We start from the raw sequence: 15952 nt of genomic DNA, 5'->3' as shown, positions 1-15952 counted from the left end.
GGTTGGTTCGGTGAGGCCGCATGGGCTCGGGACTTGGGATCAGCCGACGAGGCCTGCCTCCTTCATGCGGCGGGTGGTGAAGGTGATGGTAGCGGTCATGGCCGCACGGGCCGCCTCGGGATCGCGCTGGCGGATCGCCTCGATGATGGCGAGGTGGTTGGAAAGGTTGGCCCGGTAGTTTTCCATGTGGTTGGCCGCTACCGAGAACAGGATGCCGAGAATCCCATCGATGGCGGAATCGAAGGCTTCGAGAATGGGATTGCCGGTCGCGCTCAGGATGGCGAGGTGGAAGGCCCGGTCAGCCGTGATGGCCGCCGTGGTGTCGCCGGTCGCCGCCGCCGCCTCCATGCGCGCGAAGGCGGTCTCGATGGCGATGATCTGCATCCGGTCCGCCCGCTCGGCAACGAGGGCCGCGGCGGCGGGCTCGAAGACGAGGCGGGCCTCGTTGATCGCCGACATGAGATCGGCCGCATGGCCGCGGCTCGCCATCACCCAGCGCAGCACATCGCGGTTGAGGACGTTCCAGCGCGCGCGCTCCGTCACCACGGTCCCGCGGCGCAAGGCCGTCTCCACGACCCCGAGGCTGCCGAGCACGCGGATCGCCTCGCGCACGGTCGAGCGGCCGACATCGCAAAGCTCCATCAGTTCCGGCTCGGTCGGGATCGTCTGGCCGACGGGATAGTCGCCGCGGGCGATCGCCGTTCCCAGCCAGTCCAACACTTCGTCCGCGCGCTTTTCCCGGGCCATTCGCCGTTCCTGTGAATAATATGATGGCTTCCAGTTATCATCAGATGATAAAATCGACAAGTCTGATTGAACGGCTGTCTTCCTCTTTCCGCGTTTCAGGCGTAAGGGGCCGGTCCATGGCAATCATGCGCCGCAACGCTGCCGCCGGCTCACGGGCTTTCGCCCGGCTTGTCCCCCCGCGAGAGGATATTTGGGCATGCCGGCATCTGGTAGACAGCGGACGTCAATCTCGGGAGGACCCCATGAAACTCAAGTCTCTGCTCGCATCGGCCTTCTTCGTCGTCGGTGCAACTGTCGCCCATGCCGACAACATCAATGTCGCGACCAACATCGCCAACCCGCCCTTCGAATTCCAGGACGGCGCCGGCACCCTGATGGGCTTCGAAGTCGACCTCCTGAACCTCGTCGGCGAAAAGCTCGGCAAGACGGTCGAATTCCAGGAAATGCCGTTCCAGAGCCTGTTCGCGGCCGTTCAGTCGAGCCGCTCGGATATCGCCATCGGCTCCATCACCATCACGCCGAAGCGTCTCGAAGCCGTTTCGTTCACGCAGCCCTTCTACGATGCCAACCAGTGCCTGACGGTCGCTTCGGCCAGCGGCATCAAGGGCGTCGAGGGCCTCGAAGGCAAGGCGCTCGCCGTCATCACCGGCACGACCGGCGAGATGTGGGCCAATGAGAACGAAGGCAAGCTGAAGATCGGCTCGGTCAACCGCTACGACGGCAATCAGGACCCGATGCTGGACATCGCGACGGGCCGTATCGACGGCCTCGTGCACGATTGCCCGATCGATGCCTACTACATCAAGGACAAGCCGCAGTTCGCCATCGTCGCGACCATCCCGACGCAGGAACAGTTCGGCCTGATGCTGCCGAAGGACAGCCCGCTTCTGGAGCAGGTCGACGGCATCATCACCGACCTGAAGAAGGACGGCAAGCTGGCGGAACTGCACAAGAAGTGGTTCGGCATCGATGCCGCCGCCGATTCGAGCACCATTACGGTTCAGCCGATTCCGGGGCGCTAAGCCTCCCGTCCACTCCCAATCAACGTTCGGCTTGGATGCGTCCGGGCCGAACACTCCATCGAGGGATCGCATGGATCTGTTCACGACATTCTTCAACATCGACGTGCTGATCCAGGCGGCGCCGCTGTTGCTCAAGGGCTTCTGGCTGACGGTTCAGCTCGGCGCGGTGAGCCTTGTGATTTCTCTGGCGCTCGGCCTTCTGCTGGTTCTGGTTCGTCTTTACGCGCCGACCCCGCTGCGCTGGCTGTCCATCTGTTACATCGACCTGTTCCGCGCGGTTCCGCTGCTGGTGCTGTTGATCCTCGTCTATTATGCCCTGCCGTTCGTCGGCATCCGCCTGTCCTCCTTCTGGGCGGCGGCGGCGGCGCTTTCGGCGGTTGCCTCGGCCTATATGGCCGAAACCTTCCGCGCCGGCATCGAGGCCGTGCCGAAGGGGCAGTTCGAGGCCGCGCAGTCGCTCGGTTTCGGCTGGCCGCGCATGATGTCCGACATCATCCTGCCGCAGGCGATGCGCCTCGTCGTACCGCCGACCACGGGCGTGTCCATCGGCCTGATCAAGGATACCGCGCTCGGCTCGGTCGTCGCCATGCCCGACCTTCTCAAGCAGGCAACGCAGACGCAGGCCTTCTACGCCAATCCGTCGCCCCTCGTCGGCGCCGCGCTGCTGTACCTGATCCTTCTCCTGCCGCTGGTGCGCCTGGTCAGCTTCCTGGAAGCCCGCAAGAAGCCCTCGCGCTGATGGGTGCGCCCGCAGCCCTTTTCGGAGCAACCGACATGAGCCAGAATACGCCTGCGCCTTCGAGCGCCGACCCGATCATTGCGATGCGCAATGTCGAAAAGCACTACGGCACCTTCCACGCGCTGCAAGGCGTCAACCTCGAAGTCAAGCGCGGCGAGGTGGTCGCCATCATCGGGCCGTCGGGCTCGGGCAAGTCGACGCTGATCCGCTGCATCAACCGTCTCGAGACCATCTCCTCCGGCGAGATCGTCGTCGATGGCGTGAAGGTGGAGCAGGGCAAGAACCTTGCGCTGGTGCGCGCCGAAGTCGGCATGGTCTTCCAGCAGTTCAACCTCTTCCCGCACATGACGGCGCTACGCAACGTCGCCATCGCGCCGATCCGCGTGCGCGGCATCGCCAAGGCGGAAGCCGAAAAGCGCGCCCGCCAGCTTCTGGAGCGCGTCGGTCTCGGCGCGCATATGGAAAAATTCCCCGACCAGCTTTCGGGCGGCCAGCAGCAGCGCGTGGCGATTGCCCGCGCGCTCGCCATGGAACCGGCGGTCCTGCTTTTCGACGAGCCGACCTCGGCGCTCGATCCAGAAATGGTCGGCGAGGTGCTCGACGTCATGCAGAGCCTTGCGGCAACGGGCGTCACCATGCTCGTCGTGACGCACGAAATGGGCTTTGCCCGCCGCGTCGCGCACCGCGTCGTCTTCATGGAAAGCGGCCAGATCATCGAGCAGAACGCGCCCGACGCACTGTTCGACACGCCGCAGACCGAGCGCGCCAAGGCCTTCCTCAGCTCCATCATGCATGGCGCTGCCGGCTGATTCAAAACGTACAAACGAAAGTCACGCACGATGATTGACACCGCTGTCGAAGCGCGGCCTGCTGTCCGCGCGCTCTCCAGTTCGCTCATCCGCGAGGTCGCGAATGCCGCGATGGGGGCATCCAATGTCCTGCCATTCTGGTTCGGCGAATCCGACACGCCCACGCCGCAGTTCATCCGCGATGCGGCGGCGGACTCTCTTCTGAAGGGTGAGACGTTCTATTCCCAGAATCTCGGCCGACCCTATCTGCGCGAGGCCATCGCGGCCTACCAGAGTGCGCTTCTCGGCTGCAGCATTTCCGCCGACCGGGTGATCGCCGTCGGCTCGGGCATGAGCGGCCTGCAGATCGCCCTGCAGCTCGTCCTGTCGCCGGGCGACCGCGTGGTGGCGGTGACGCCGCTCTGGCCGAATATCAGCGAGGCGCCGCTCATCCTCGGCGCGAATGTCGAGCGCGTCGCGCTCTCGGTCGATGACGGCCGCTGGTCGCTCGACGTGGACAAGCTGCTCGCCGCGCTGACGCCCGACACGCGCATGGTCATCATCAATTCGCCCAACAACCCGACGGGTTGGACGATCGATGACGAGAGCATCCGCGCCATCCTCGCCCATTGCCGCAAGCACGGCATCTGGATCCTTGCCGACGAGGTCTACCAGCGTCTGGTCTACGATGCCGCGCAGTCCTTCGCCCCGTCCTTCCTGCGGCACTATCAGGAAGGCGACCGGATTCTCGCGGTCAACAGCTTCTCCAAGGCCTGGTCGATGACCGGCTGGCGCGTCGGCTGGATGGTCGTTCCGCACGCGCTGATCGCAGATGCGACCAAACTGGTCGAGTACAATTTCTCCTGCATCTTCGAGCCGACCCAGCGGGCTGCGACCATCGCGATCCGTGAAGGGGAGGCGGAGGTCCAGCGCCTGCGCGCCCATCTCGCCAGGACCCGCGCGCTCCTCGTCGAGGGTTTGCGCGGCATGAACCGCGTAAGCGTGCCGGAAGCCGGCGGAGCCATGTACGCCTTCCTTCGCATCGAAGGCTACGAGAATTCGCTGGAACTGGCGCAGCGGCTGGTGCGGGAAGTGGGCCTCGGCCTTGCGCCGGGCGCCGCCTTCGGCGCAGAGGGCGAGGGCTGGCTGCGCTGGTGCCATGCCGTCTCGGAAGAAAAGCTCGTCGACGGCCTCGAGCGCCTCAAGGACTTCCTGCGCAAGTAGGACAATACCGCTCCCGGTCCGACGGTATCGGGAGCGTCCGCCTTCAGTCCTTCCGGATGACGGCGATCCACGAAAAGCCGCGGTGAATCCGCTTCTCCACGCTGTGTCCGCCCTGCTCGGCGGCGACGGTGAAAAGATCGGCGCGCGGCGTCACGTGATGCCAGCGGAGCCAGCGGATCATGGCGCGGCCGAACCAGCGCGGCAGGCCTCGCATATCGCCGAAATCCGCTATGTGCAGCTCGCCGCCCGGGGCAAGGCGCGTCATCGCCTCCGCCACGACCTGCCGCCATTGCGGGATCATCGAGACGGCGTAGGAAATGAAGATTCGGTCGTAACCCTTCTCACCGAAGGCCGATTGCGGATCGAAGGCGGCGGCATCGGCCCGCGCCAGCCGGACCCTGTCGCCAAGGCTGGCACCCTCGATCGCCTTTTCCGCAGCCGCGAGCATTTCCTGCGAAATGTCGATGCCGTGGAAGCGGGCTTCGGGGTAGAGCATCGCGGCCTTCACCAGATTGCGCCCCGTGCCGCAGCCGATTTCCAGCACCGCGCCGCCGGGCTTTGGGCGGAGGCCGGCAAGCATCGGGTCGCGGCCGAGCAGGTAATATTTGCGCGTTGCGTCATAGATGCCGAACCGCCGCTGCCAGCGGTAGATGCGGTCCATCAGCAGGGCTTGGTCGGAGACCGCGCTCATGCCGCCTGGTCCTTCAGCACGTAAAGATGGAAGCCGCCATAGATCGACGAGCGGTCCTTCTCGTGCAGGGCGCGCGATTCCGCCTCGTGATAGGCCCATCGGTCGAGAAGCGCGTTGTCGAGCCGTCCAGGCAGCAGGCTTTCGGCCGGCGCCGTGCGGAAGATGACGCGCGCGCCGGGGGCCGCGCTCCGCGTGATCTCGGCCCACAGGGCGTTGAGCTGTCCGTCCGTCATCCAGTCCTGCGCATCGAGCAGGATGAAACGGTCGACGGAACCGGCGGGCTTGGCGGCGAGGAATTCCGTCAGCGACGTGTTGGTGATGGAAATGCGGGAGGCGCGCTCCCGGATGATCTCATGGTTCTGCCGGGCGAGGTAGGGCGGCAAGGGCGCCCTGTCGCCGGGGCCATAGCCGCGGCCGAAGGCCTGCCAGGCGAAGTAGTTCTCTGACAGCGGGAAGCCGCAGGCGAGCTTTTCGACCCGCTGGCGCAGGATCGTCGCCATGTCGCTGCCCGCGCCCGAAAGCGCTTCATATTGCTGCGGCGGAATGCCGAGGCCGAAGAGCGAGCTCTTGCGCCCCGTCGCCCAGCGAATGAGCCGCTTGTCGAACAGCGGCGCGAGCGTCTCGTCGAAGAAGCGCCGCTGGTCTTCCATGGTCCGGGCATCGAGCAATCCGCGCGGGTCGGCGCCGTAGAGCCGGGCCATCTTGTGGCCGAGCCCGATGAAGCCGCCGAGAAGCCCGTGGCGATAGAGGCGGCGATGGAAGATGGAGATGCGGCGGCGGCCGGTCACCGTGCGGCCTTCCCAATAGGCGCGGGTCTCCGCGTCGAGATGGGGTTGCAGATAGGTGCGATAGGCCGCGATGTTCCGCCGGTCGTCGCCGCTGCCATAGAAGCGGTAGAAGGTTTCGTAATCCGGCAGGCGGGCCGCCGCCGCGAGTTTCAGGCGGTTGAAGGCCACATGCGCGGGATTGAGGTCGACCGCCTCGATACGGGCCGGATCGGCGACGAGGTAGGAAAGCGCGTTGCACCCGCCCGAGGCGATGGTGACGATGCTGTTGCCCGGCGCGATCTGCAGCGCCGCCATGTCCACCTCGGGATCTTCCCAGATCTGCGCATAGACGAGGCTTCGGAACAGCCGCGAAAAGACATATTCCGACATTCCGGAAGGCGTCAGCAGCGGATTGCGGCGCACGGCGCGATGGAGGCGCTTGGCCGCCCCGTCCGTGCGCGCTGCTGCAGGAGAAGGGATGGCGGAGGTGGCCGTTTCGATCATCGGGGTACGTTTCCCAGGCTGGAACATCTCTCTGGCCGCGGCCGGGAGCGATGCATAAGCCTTGCGTGAGGCTTCGCCCGATCGCCCCGATTGCCGAACGACATGGGGCTCGTTTCAGCAGATCGCGATGACACCCGCATGACATCCGCGCTCCGGACCTGGGGATGACGTTGCGTGGAGACGGTGTCGCCCGGCATGCGCCTGTGATATGCCCGCCCCGACTCGACCGACAACAGACGGACGCACCCGATGAACGTTGCCTTCTATGCCGATTACATTGCCGACCTGCGGACGCTGTTTACGGATCTCGACAGCCGCCCCGAAGGATTCCAGACCTTCGACGTGCGGCTGGAACTGGCCGTGGCCGGCGGCCTCGTCGTCTATGAGACGAAGCGGCGCAAGGGGCTGACGGACAGTCTCTTCTACGGCCGGCCGGCGGCCGCCAGCGCCAACCAGCAGATGTCCCAGGCGGCGGCCTTTGCCGCCATCGACCGGTTCCTTGCCCTCGGGCAGTTCGTCGCCCTGACGGATGCTGCCTCCGAGACGCTGGATGCGCGCTATCCGCACTGCGCCGTCAACTTCTCCTATCGCAAGAAGGGCCAGCCGGTCGCCCGCTCCATGTTGATGGTCTTCGCCGGGTTCAACGACGACGGCGATGCCCTGCAATTCGTTTCGAATGCGACGGATCAGGCCGCTTTCGTCGCGGAACGCCCGTACCGCGCGCAGAAGACCTACGAGTGGAAATGACGCCGGCTATCCTTGTTCCGCCCTTGCCTCTCCGAGATGCCGCCGGGGCTGGATCTCGATGCTGAGCTGGTCGCGGCCGCGCATCTTGGCGGCGTAGAGGGCAAGATCGGCCCTGCGGTAGATGTCGCTCGGCTCCTCGCCGCTTTCCGCCCAGGCAAGCCCGGCGGAGAAAGTGTAGCGGAAGCTCGCCTGGTCCGGCACGGGGCGGGAATGGCGAACCGCCGCCAGCATGCGCTCGAGGATGGCTTCGGCATCTTCCATCACCGTGTTCGGCAGGATGAGAAGGAATTCCTCGCCGCCGACCCGGCCGAGGATATCGGTCTTGCGCAGATGGCGCTGCAGGGTGATGGCGAAGTCCTTCAGGACGGCGTCGCCGACGCTGTGGCCGAAACGGTCGTTGATATATTTGAAATTGTCGATGTCGAGGACGGCAAGGCACCCGGCATCGCGGGCCTCGCCGCCGGATGCGCCGACGAGTTCCGCAAGCCGCGCCATCGCGAAGCGGCGGCTGGGAAGGCCGGTCAGGTCATCCGTGAAGGAGGCCCTGATGGCGAAGTCGCGATCCTGCCGCAGCGTGCGCTCGTCGGTGCGGATGAAGCTGATGTCGCTCGCGACGCTGAGCATCCAGCCGTTCGGCTGCATCGTCTCCGTCATCCAGAGCCAGCGCCCGTCGTGAAGGTCGGTCTCGAAGGCGCGAAAACCCGTCTTGCCGCGCCGTGCCAGCGTGGAGCGCAGCCATGTCTCGAAATCCTGCGTCACGACGACGGTGCCACGCCGGGCATGGAAGTTCCGCCGCATGAGGTCGGGCCAGAGGGGCTGTTCATGGTCTTCGATGAACCAGGCGGCGCGAAAGGCCTGGTTTGCAAAGCGCAGGCGGTCCTCCGGGTCGAAGACCGCAACGAGGGATCCGGCATTCTCCACGAGCTGCGCCAATTGCAGCATGGCTTCCGTGTCGACCAAGGGCTTCATGTCCTCAGGATGGCTGTTATCGGAAATCTAGATGCTACTCTTAAACAAAGCGTTAGACGCATTTGTTGAAAGCGACGCTTCCGTAGGGAGAAGAGCGCCCCGACTTGCTTTTCATCAAAAGGAGGGAGGAAATTGTGCAAAAACCCATGGAGGGAAGCGCCGCACCGGTGAAGGCGCGGCGCTGGGTGCCGGCTTACTTTCCGGCGTTGTATTTCGCATCGACCTCGTCGATCGCCTTGACGTTGCCGGCCGAGCGGCCGTTTTCGTCGAAGGTCTGGGCGAGATAGGCGTCGGCGATGGCCTTTGCGAGTTCCGAGCCGATGACGCGGGCGCCCATCGTGATGATCTGGGCATTGTTGGAAAGGGCGGCGCGTTCGGCCGAATAGGTGTCGTGCGTCAGCGCGGCGCGGATGCCGGGCACCTTGTTGGCCGAGATGCAGACGCCGATGCCGGTACCGCAGACGAGGATCGCGCGGTCGTATTCCCCGGCGATGACGGCCGAGGCGACGCGGTCGGAGAGATTGGCGTAGAAGGCGTCCGGGCCGGCATCGGTGCGCGAGATCTCGTGCACCTCGTGGCGGTCCTTCAGGTGGTCGGCGAGGACCTTGGCGAGGCCTTCGCCCGCGCTGTCACCGGCAATGGCAAGTTTCATGGGAGATCTCCTTTCAGATCGTTGCGGCGCAGCGCGCCAGGATGTCGAGATAGCCTTCAACCTTCCAGGCCGAGCGGCCGATGAAGAGCCCGTCGATATTCGGGCAGGCAATCAGTTCCTCGCAATTCTGCGGGTTGACCGATCCACCGTAGAGGCAGGGGATGCGACGGCCGAGGATGTCTTCCGCCACCTGGGCGATCTCGGCATGGCGCGCATCCGCATAGTCGGCGGTCGCGGGGATACCCTTCTCGCCGATGGCCCAGACGGGTTCGTAGGCAAGCAGGATTTCGGCCTGCTTCTGCGCACCATCGAGCTTGCCGAGGGCGCCGCGCACCTGCCGCGCCAGAACCTCTGCCGCCCGGCCGCTCTCGCGGTCGGCGAGCGTTTCGCCGATGCAGATCAGCGGCACGAGGCCGTGGCGCACGGCCGCTTCCGTCTTGAGGCCGACCGCCTCGTCCGTCTCGCCGAAATGCTCGCGGCGCTCGGAATGGCCGAGTTCGACGAGGTCGAGGTCGCAGTCCTTCAGCATCACGGGCGAGACCTCGCCCGTCCAGGCGCCTTCGTCGGCCCAATGCATGTTCTGCGCGCCAACCTTGACGGAGGTGTCAGCGAGCAGCGCCTTGACCTCGCGCACGGCGGTGAAGGGCGGAATGACGAAGCGCTGGATGCGGGCGTTCCGCTCGCCGTCGGCGGCCTTGAGGCCTTCCGCAAAGGCTTCCGCCTCGGCGAGCGTCTTGTTCATCTTCCAGCTCGTGCCGACCCAGAAGTTCCGGCCTTGGCTCATGTCGTTGTCTCCTTGTGGGCGATGCGCACCACGGTCTTGCGGTCGGCAAGCTCGGCCGTCGTATCGTGGGGCAGGGGGTTGTCGGATATCACCGTGTCGAATTCGGCAAGGTCGGCGAGCACGTGCAGCGCCGTGTGGCCGAAGCGCCGGCTGTTGACGAGAAGGCATGCCTGGCGGCTCGAGGCCATCATCGCGCGCTTGGCGCGCACCACCGCCTCGTCCATATGATAGGCAAGGCGCCCGGAGGCGGCCGGCGCCGAGATGAAGGCGATGTCGGCGCGCAGGCGCGACAGCGCTTCTTCCGTGACGATGCCGAGATAGGCATTGAACTTGGCCGAATAGGTGCCACCGAGCGCGACCAGCGTGACACCGGAAATGCCCTTCGCCCGCTCCATGATCGCGGCATTGTTGGTGATGATGGTGATCGGCTTCTTCGAGCACAGCACGTCGCCGAGCACCGAGGCCATCGAGCCGTCATTGATCATGACCGTCATGCCCGGCTCGACCAGTTCGGCGGCGGTTTGGGCAAGGGTCAGCTTCACATCCGCTTCCTGCCGTTCGCGGAAACGGAAGTCGCTTTCGAACTGCGTGCCCGCATCGATCGTCGCACCGCCCCGGACCTTGCGCAGCACGCCGGCCCGCTCGAGATCGTCGAGATCGCGGTGGATGGTCATTTTGGAAACGCCGAAGCGCGCGGCGACCTCGTCGAGCTCGACGGCGCGGCTCTCGACCAGAAGATTGATGATCTCCTGCCTTCGCTCTTCCCGTTTCACCCGCTTCCTCCGTGTGTCCGCAGCTCTATAACATGAATCTCACAAATCATAACATTGAATTTGTGATTTTGTGATTTTCATGCGGAGCTTTGCAGCAGTAGCCGCGCTGTCGCCTCGTCCGTGATCAGGCCGTGGAGCTTGTGGCTGTGCAGCACGGCGCGGATGGCCTCCGTCTTGGAGGAGCCGCCGGCGATGGCGACGAGGCGGTCGTCGCCGGTTTCCGAGAAGGAGGCGGCGAGGGTGCGCGCCGTCACCGATGTTTCCAGAATGCGACCCTTGCTGTCGAAGAAGTGCCCGAGCAGCTCGCCGACGCCGCCGAGGGCCCGGATCTCCTCCAGCTCGTTCGCCTGCAGCATGCCCGACGTGACGAGATGGGCCTGGTTGTCGACCGTGCCGATGCCGACGAGCTTCAGGTCGGCGTTGCGCGCGAGGTCGAAGACCTCGCTGACGCCGCGCTGCGACAGCAGCACCTCGCGGTCCTCCTCCGTATTGGCGAAGAAGGGCACGGGCATCACATAGGCCTGCGTGCCCGTCTTGGCGGCGATGCGATGCATGACGTCGTATGGATTGGCCGCATAGTTGCGGGTGAGGCCGCCGAGCAGCGAGACGAAGCGCGTGCCGCTGGCGCTGATGCGTGGCAGGTGATGGACGGCGGCCGAGAGCGTTCGCCCATGGCCGAGGCCGATGACGGCGACTTCGCCGCGCTCGATCTCGCGCCGCAGGAAATCCGCGCCGACATGGCCGAGCGTTGTCAACGCCAGCGCGTCGTCATCGACATCGGGCGCCACCTCGCAGTAACCGAGCCCGTAGCGCTCGGAAAGCGCCACTTCGAGATTGACGCATTCGGCGATATCGCCGTCGATGCTGACCTTGACCACGCCCTCGGCGACCGCCCGCGCGATCAGCCGGTGCGCCTTGACCGAGGGAATGCCGAGGCGCTTGGCCACGGCGGACTGGGTGAAGCCCCCGATATAGTGCAGCCAGGCGGCGCGGACGGCGAGGGAGTCTTCATTGTCGGTCATCGGCGATGTCCTGTCCTGCTGTGCAAAAAAACACCCCGTCTTGGCGCATTTCCGGTTCGCCGGAAATGCGCCGGCTTTTGTTTTTACCGCATTATCCGACGCCGAAGCGATGCCGCTTCGGCTGGAAATGCTCTGGTAAGCGGCCCGGACGCGGTCAGCCCAGCTTGAGGTCGGATGCACCGGTATCGATATGCGGCGCCCAGAAGGCGATGCTTTCGGCGATCTGGGGAATGACCTGCCGGTCGTTCGGCTCGCGTTCCTTGAAGGAGAGTTCCAGGCAGATCTCGTTGTCGACCGCGCCGCCCTCGGCAAAGGCCTTCAGCAGCGGTTCCGGCTGGATGCGGCCCCTGGCGTTGAACTCGGTGGTGAAGGGACGGTGCCCGCCCTTGTCCATCAGGCTCTGCTTGATGTGGATGATCGGCGAGACCTTCGGCACGGCGCGCGCCCAGGCATAGGGATCGAAATCGTCGGGGTTGCTGGAGGTGACGTCGCCATGGTCGATATCGGCCATCATCCACATGGGAACGGCCATGTTCGCCGCGGTGAGCCGGTCCTGAAGCCTGACGCATTCGGCGATGGTCTCGCCGAATTCGCGGCCGATGCTCATCGGCTCCCAGAAGACATAGGAGAGGCCGGCGTCCTTCGCATGCTCCGCCACCTCCGCCCAGCAGTCGATGGCGATGCGGATCAGCTCTTCCCGGCGGGCCGGGTCGTCATAGTCCTTGTAGGTAAAGATGGCGAACTGCGTTCCGACGGAGGTGCCGCCGAGATCGCCGATGATGTCGGCGAAGGTCTTGAACCAGTCGACATAGTAGCGGCGCACATCCGCATCCGGATGGCCGAAATGGTTGAGGCGGCCATAGGGGCCGGTCATGCCCGAGGTGACGCGCACGCCGGTGCGCTGGAGCGCGCGGTCCATCCGGCGCGTCAGCCGGCGGATCGTCGCGGCGTTCCAGCTCGGATTGATGAATTCGTGCGTCAACTGGAGGTCGCGCAGGCGAAGGTCCCGTGCGACGGTCTCGACCAGGTCGTCGGGATCGGCGAAGCGGTTGACCAGCGGGTTGGTGTTGAGCGAAAGCGTCAGCGGCATGGTCGTCCTCAGGCGGCGGCAGGGCGGGCGGCGTCGAACCAGTCGGCAAAGGCCGCGCGCTCGGCTTCCGTCAGGTGCAGGTAGTGCTTGGTGCGGCGGTAGAGGATGTCCTCGGCCGTCTGCGCCCATTCGGTAGTGACGAGATAGCGGGCTTCCGCCTCGTAGAACTGGCCGCCGAAATGCCGGCCGAGCCCCTCGATACCGGTCGCGCCGCCGACGACGAGCCCGGTGCGCGTGCCGTAGAGGCGGCCGTAATGGTGCACCAGCTTGCGCGGCATCCAGGGATAGGTGTCGCGCAGGCCGTTGGCGAAGGTCTCGTAGTCGGCGTTCGGCATGTCGCCGCCGGGAAGCGGGGCCTTCTCCGTCCAGTCGCCGCCCATGTTGGGGAAGATGTGCCCGAGGCGGTGCATGCCGCGCTCGGCAAGCTCGCGGAAGGTGGTGATCTTGCCGCCGAAGACGTTGAGCAGCGGCGCGCCGCCCGTCTCGTCGAGGTCGAAGACATAGTCGCGGGTGACGGCGGAGGGATTGCCCTTGCCGTCGTCGAAGAGCGGGCGCACGCCGGAGAAGGAATGCAGCACGTCCTGCCGGCGCAGCTTCTCCTTGAAGTAGCGGTTCACCGCCTTCAACAGGTAGTCGATTTCCGTCTCGTCGGCCGAAACGTCCTCGGCGCGGCCCTCATAGGCGATGTCGGTGGTGCCGATCAGCGCCTTGTCGCCTTCGTAGGGATTGATGAAGATGACGCGCTTGTCGTGGTTCTGCACCAGATAGGCGTTGGAGCCCGCCCAGAACTTCGGCACGATGATGTGGCTGCCCTTGACGAGGCGGACGTTGCGCGTGGAATTGGAGCCGGCGACGCGGTTGATGACGTCGGACACCCACGGGCCGGCGCAGTTGACGACGCATTTCGCGCGGAAGGCGCGGGCCTCGCCCGTCACGCGGTTCTTCGTCTCCACGATCCAGACGCCGTTTTCGCGGCGGGCGGAAACGGCCGGCGAACGGGTCAGTACCACGGCGCCCTTTTCCGCGGCGCCGAGCGCGTTGAGGGTCACGAGGCGAGCGTCGTCCACCCAGCAGTCGGAATATTCGAAGCCGCGGGTGTACTGGTCGAGGATCGGCGTGCCCTCGGGATCGCGCGCAAGGTCCAGCGTGCGCGTGCCGGGCAGTTTCCTGCGGCCGCCGAGGTGGTCGTAGAGGAAGAGGCCGAGCCGGACGAGCCAGGCGGGACGGTCCTGAGGGCTGTGCGGCAGCACGAAGCGCATCGGCCAGATGATGTGCGGGGCGGCGTTGAGCAGCACTTCGCGCTCGATCAGCGCCTCGCGCACCAGGCGGAATTCGTAATATTCGAGATAGCGCAGGCCGCCATGCACCAGCTTGCCGGAACGGGAGGAGGTGCCCTCGGCCAGATCGTCCTTCTCGCAGAGCACGACCTTCAGTCCGCGGCCCGCCGCATCGCGGGCGATGCCGGCGCCGTTGATGCCGCCGCCGATCACGAAGAGGTCAATAAGCTCGGGCTCGTTCATTTGGGTCTCCTTCAGCGCCGGCCGCAGAGGGGGCGCACTCGTCGTTTCGTCAGCGCGCGGCCAGGATGTCCCAGGCTGGCGCGATGCCCCGGCGCACGGTGGAATAGGCGGCAAAGAGGCGGTTCATGCGTTCGGTGTCTTCGGCTTTCGGCTGCTCGGCCGCGCCGAGCTCGGGCGTCACCCAGTCGGCGATGCAATCGTCCATCGTGCGGTAGGCACCGATAGCGACGGCCGCCATCATCGAGGCGCCGGCGGCGCCCGCCTCCTCACGCGTGCTGACGCGCACCGGCGCGCCGAGCGCCGCGCCCAGCGTGCCGCGCAGCGAAGCGGACCGGGCAGCGCCGCCGCTGACGCGCAGCTCCGAGGGCAGGGCCCCCATGGCGGCGTAGCAATCGCGCGTCGCCATGCCGAGGCCTTCCACGACGGCGCGCACGAGATCCGGATAGCGGTGGCGGCTGGCAAGTCCGGTGAAATTGGCGCGGGCGCGGGCGTTCACGAAGGGGCCGCGCTCGCCGGCCTCGGAAATATAGGGGTGGTAGAGGATGTTGCCGGGCTTGCTGGCGGCGATCCACTGGTCGACGCGGCCGATCATGTCGTTGAGGCCGACGGTGACGCCGAATTCGCCGAGAAGGTTAACGCCGAGCTGGAGCAGCCAGTCGAGATTGATCGTCGCGCCCATATTGGTCTGCACCTGGGTGACGATGCCGGGGATGGGGAGCGCGATGACGTAGCCGGTGCGCTCGGCATTGAGGACGACGTCGGAAACGGCCTTCGCCTGGAGATGCACGCCCGTCGAGCCGATAGCGGAACAGGCGGCATTGCGGCCTTCGCTGCGCACGCCGGCACCCAGCGCCGTCATGCACATGTCGACATAGCCGAGGCAGACCGGCGTGCCCGCCCTGAGGCCCGCGGCAGCGGCGGCTTCCGCCGTCAGCGGATGCGTGGTCTCGGTGCCGTCGATCACCTCGGGCAGCAGGTTGCGGCGGTGCGTCAGGCCGAGGGCGGCGAGCACGTCGTCGTCATAGCGGCGCGTGCGGAAATTGCCGAAGGTGAAGCTCACTTCCGACGGATCGGTGGCGCGCACCCCGGTGAGGTTCAGGTAGAGCCAATCCTTGCAGTGCATGGTGACTTGCGCGCCGGAGAGCAGTTCCGGGAAATGGCGGTCCATATGGGCAAGCTGCGTGCCCTGCTGGCAGGTGTTGAGGCCGGTGCCGGTCGCCTCGAAGCGCTGGCGGTCGGCGTCGCTCGCGGCAAGCCGCTCAACGGTGGGAGCCGCGCGCGCGTCGAGCCACAGCCAGGCATCGCCGACGGGACGGTTGCCGGCGCCGACGAGCCAGGTGCCGTCGCCCTGCGCGGTGACGGCGATGGCGGCGGTGCGGGCGGAAAGGTTCTCCACCTCCTCACCGAGCCCGCGCAGGGCGCGCGCGCAGTCGAGCCAGGTCTGGTCGAGGGATTGCGTGACGGAGCCGTCATCGCCGGTGCTGTAGCTGTTGCGCACGGAGGCGCTGGCAATCTGGCGGCCGGCGAGCGTGAAGGCGACGGCCTTCATGACGGAGGTTCCGGCGTCGATGCCGATGATCAGGTCGGCGGCCTCAGCCATGGCGTGCACCTGCCGATGCCGCGACAGCGCGCGCCGTCTCGCCTGACGTGAAACAAAGCATTCGATCCTCCCGATCGTCCTTCGCGAAAGCGCGCGTGGCTGCCCCGCCAGATTGGGTCAAGGGAGCGCCACGGGATAGCCCGGACTTCGCGAAGGAACATATCATAAAGTTACCATATGTCTCGTAAAATTTTTCGCACAACGAATTATTTTTCAGTTATGCTGGAGGGTAACGGAGGGCTTCCTTGGGCTGTGTGCGGAGGGCCGTTCTTGCTGGTCGTCCTCAATCAAGGTCGCTCGATAAAACATGCCG

General features: G+C 65.8%; 17 protein-coding genes. 6 read left to right on the top strand and 11 right to left on the bottom strand.

All coding sequences use genetic code 11. The features are described 5' to 3' along the window. Positions 1-39 precede the first annotated feature (39 nt). Complete coding sequence (locus ACZ48C_RS19825; RefSeq protein WP_454631419.1) at positions 40-747, bottom strand: FadR/GntR family transcriptional regulator; 708 nt, start codon at positions 745-747, stop codon at positions 40-42. Between the two features lie 242 nt (positions 748-989). On the opposite strand from ACZ48C_RS19825, the gene ACZ48C_RS19820 reads away from it, so the two are divergent. The 4 genes from ACZ48C_RS19820 to ACZ48C_RS19805 all read left to right on the top strand — a co-directional run bounded on the left by ACZ48C_RS19820 (position 990) and on the right by ACZ48C_RS19805 (position 4520). Beyond that, on the top strand, positions 990-1769 hold the full coding sequence (locus ACZ48C_RS19820; protein ID WP_318912597.1) for an ABC transporter substrate-binding protein: 780 nt from the start codon (positions 990-992) through the stop codon (positions 1767-1769). A 70-nt stretch (positions 1770-1839) separates the two neighbouring features. Then, a complete protein-coding gene (locus ACZ48C_RS19815) occupies positions 1840-2508 on the top strand; it encodes an amino acid ABC transporter permease (RefSeq protein ID WP_119255672.1) in 669 nt (222 codons plus the stop codon). A 35-nt stretch (positions 2509-2543) separates the two neighbouring features. After that, positions 2544-3317, top strand: a complete 774-nt coding sequence (locus ACZ48C_RS19810; protein WP_424548205.1) for an amino acid ABC transporter ATP-binding protein — start codon at positions 2544-2546, stop codon at positions 3315-3317. Positions 3318-3347: 30 nt separating this feature from the next. Next, complete coding sequence (locus tag ACZ48C_RS19805; protein ID WP_318912595.1) at positions 3348-4520, top strand: pyridoxal phosphate-dependent aminotransferase; 1173 nt, start codon at positions 3348-3350, stop codon at positions 4518-4520. Between the two features lie 43 nt (positions 4521-4563). Here the strand turns inward: ACZ48C_RS19805 and ACZ48C_RS19800 are convergent, their stop codons facing one another. Together ACZ48C_RS19800 and ACZ48C_RS19795 are read right to left on the bottom strand one after the other, a co-directional pair. After that, a complete protein-coding gene (locus ACZ48C_RS19800; RefSeq protein ID WP_464783782.1) occupies positions 4564-5211 on the bottom strand; it encodes a class I SAM-dependent methyltransferase in 648 nt (215 codons plus the stop codon). Continuing rightward, entirely contained in the window at positions 5208-6482 is a 1275-nt protein-coding gene (locus tag ACZ48C_RS19795) for a BtaA family protein (RefSeq protein ID WP_464783781.1), read from the bottom strand. The genes ACZ48C_RS19800 and ACZ48C_RS19795 overlap by 4 nt, the downstream gene beginning before the upstream one ends. Positions 6483-6731: 249 nt before the next feature. On the opposite strand from ACZ48C_RS19795, the gene ACZ48C_RS19790 reads away from it, so the two are divergent. Next, on the top strand, positions 6732-7229 hold the full coding sequence (locus ACZ48C_RS19790; protein WP_464783780.1) for a hypothetical protein: 498 nt from the start codon (positions 6732-6734) through the stop codon (positions 7227-7229). 6 nt (positions 7230-7235) lie between these two features. On the opposite strand, the gene ACZ48C_RS19785 is transcribed toward ACZ48C_RS19790, so the two are convergent. The 5 genes from ACZ48C_RS19785 to ACZ48C_RS19765 form a co-directional block, all read right to left on the bottom strand. After that, positions 7236-8198 carry a GGDEF domain-containing protein gene (locus tag ACZ48C_RS19785; protein WP_464783779.1) on the bottom strand — a complete coding sequence of 321 codons (963 nt, stop codon included), beginning with the start codon at positions 8196-8198 and terminating at the stop codon, positions 7236-7238. Positions 8199-8391: 193 nt separating this feature from the next. Continuing rightward, the gene (derI, locus tag ACZ48C_RS19780; RefSeq protein WP_119255678.1) at positions 8392-8850 is read right to left on the bottom strand and encodes a D-erythrulose-4-phosphate isomerase; all 459 of its coding nucleotides are present in this window, start codon (positions 8848-8850) and stop codon (positions 8392-8394) included. A gap of 13 nt (positions 8851-8863) precedes the next feature. Continuing rightward, complete coding sequence (locus ACZ48C_RS19775) at positions 8864-9634, bottom strand: triose-phosphate isomerase (RefSeq protein WP_464783778.1); 771 nt, start codon at positions 9632-9634, stop codon at positions 8864-8866. Next, on the bottom strand, positions 9631-10407 hold the full coding sequence (locus ACZ48C_RS19770) for a DeoR/GlpR family DNA-binding transcription regulator (RefSeq protein ID WP_464783777.1): 777 nt from the start codon (positions 10405-10407) through the stop codon (positions 9631-9633). Before ACZ48C_RS19770 ends, ACZ48C_RS19775 begins: the two co-directional genes overlap by 4 nt. Before the next feature lie 77 nt (positions 10408-10484). Next, complete coding sequence (locus ACZ48C_RS19765; RefSeq protein WP_424548212.1) at positions 10485-11429, bottom strand: sugar-binding transcriptional regulator; 945 nt, start codon at positions 11427-11429, stop codon at positions 10485-10487. Between ACZ48C_RS19765 and ACZ48C_RS19760 the strand changes: the two genes are divergently transcribed. Then, positions 11419-11568, top strand: a complete 150-nt coding sequence (locus ACZ48C_RS19760; protein ID WP_464783776.1) for a hypothetical protein — start codon at positions 11419-11421, stop codon at positions 11566-11568. The two genes, ACZ48C_RS19765 and ACZ48C_RS19760, sit on opposite strands and share 11 nt — an antisense overlap. A 15-nt stretch (positions 11569-11583) precedes the next feature. Here the strand turns inward: ACZ48C_RS19760 and ACZ48C_RS19755 are convergent, their stop codons facing one another. From ACZ48C_RS19755 to ACZ48C_RS19745, 3 genes are read right to left on the bottom strand one after another with little or no spacing between them, the layout of a single operon-like run. Further along, positions 11584-12519, bottom strand: a complete 936-nt coding sequence (locus tag ACZ48C_RS19755) for a sugar phosphate isomerase/epimerase family protein (RefSeq protein WP_464783775.1) — start codon at positions 12517-12519, stop codon at positions 11584-11586. 8 nt (positions 12520-12527) lie between these two features. Further along, positions 12528-14039: a glycerol-3-phosphate dehydrogenase gene (locus tag ACZ48C_RS19750; RefSeq protein WP_464783774.1), complete on the bottom strand. Its 1512-nt coding sequence runs from the start codon at positions 14037-14039 to the stop codon at positions 12528-12530. A gap of 49 nt (positions 14040-14088) precedes the next feature. Continuing rightward, positions 14089-15639 (bottom strand): FGGY family carbohydrate kinase, encoded by a 1551-nt coding sequence (locus ACZ48C_RS19745; RefSeq protein WP_464783773.1) that lies wholly within the window; start codon positions 15637-15639, stop codon positions 14089-14091. Positions 15640-15952: the final 313 nt, after the last annotated feature.

This window comes from Shinella sp. 1A1 (assembly GCF_055379515.1).
The sequence above is the reverse complement of the archived record's forward strand: the minus strand, read 5'-3'. Positions and strand labels throughout refer to the sequence as shown.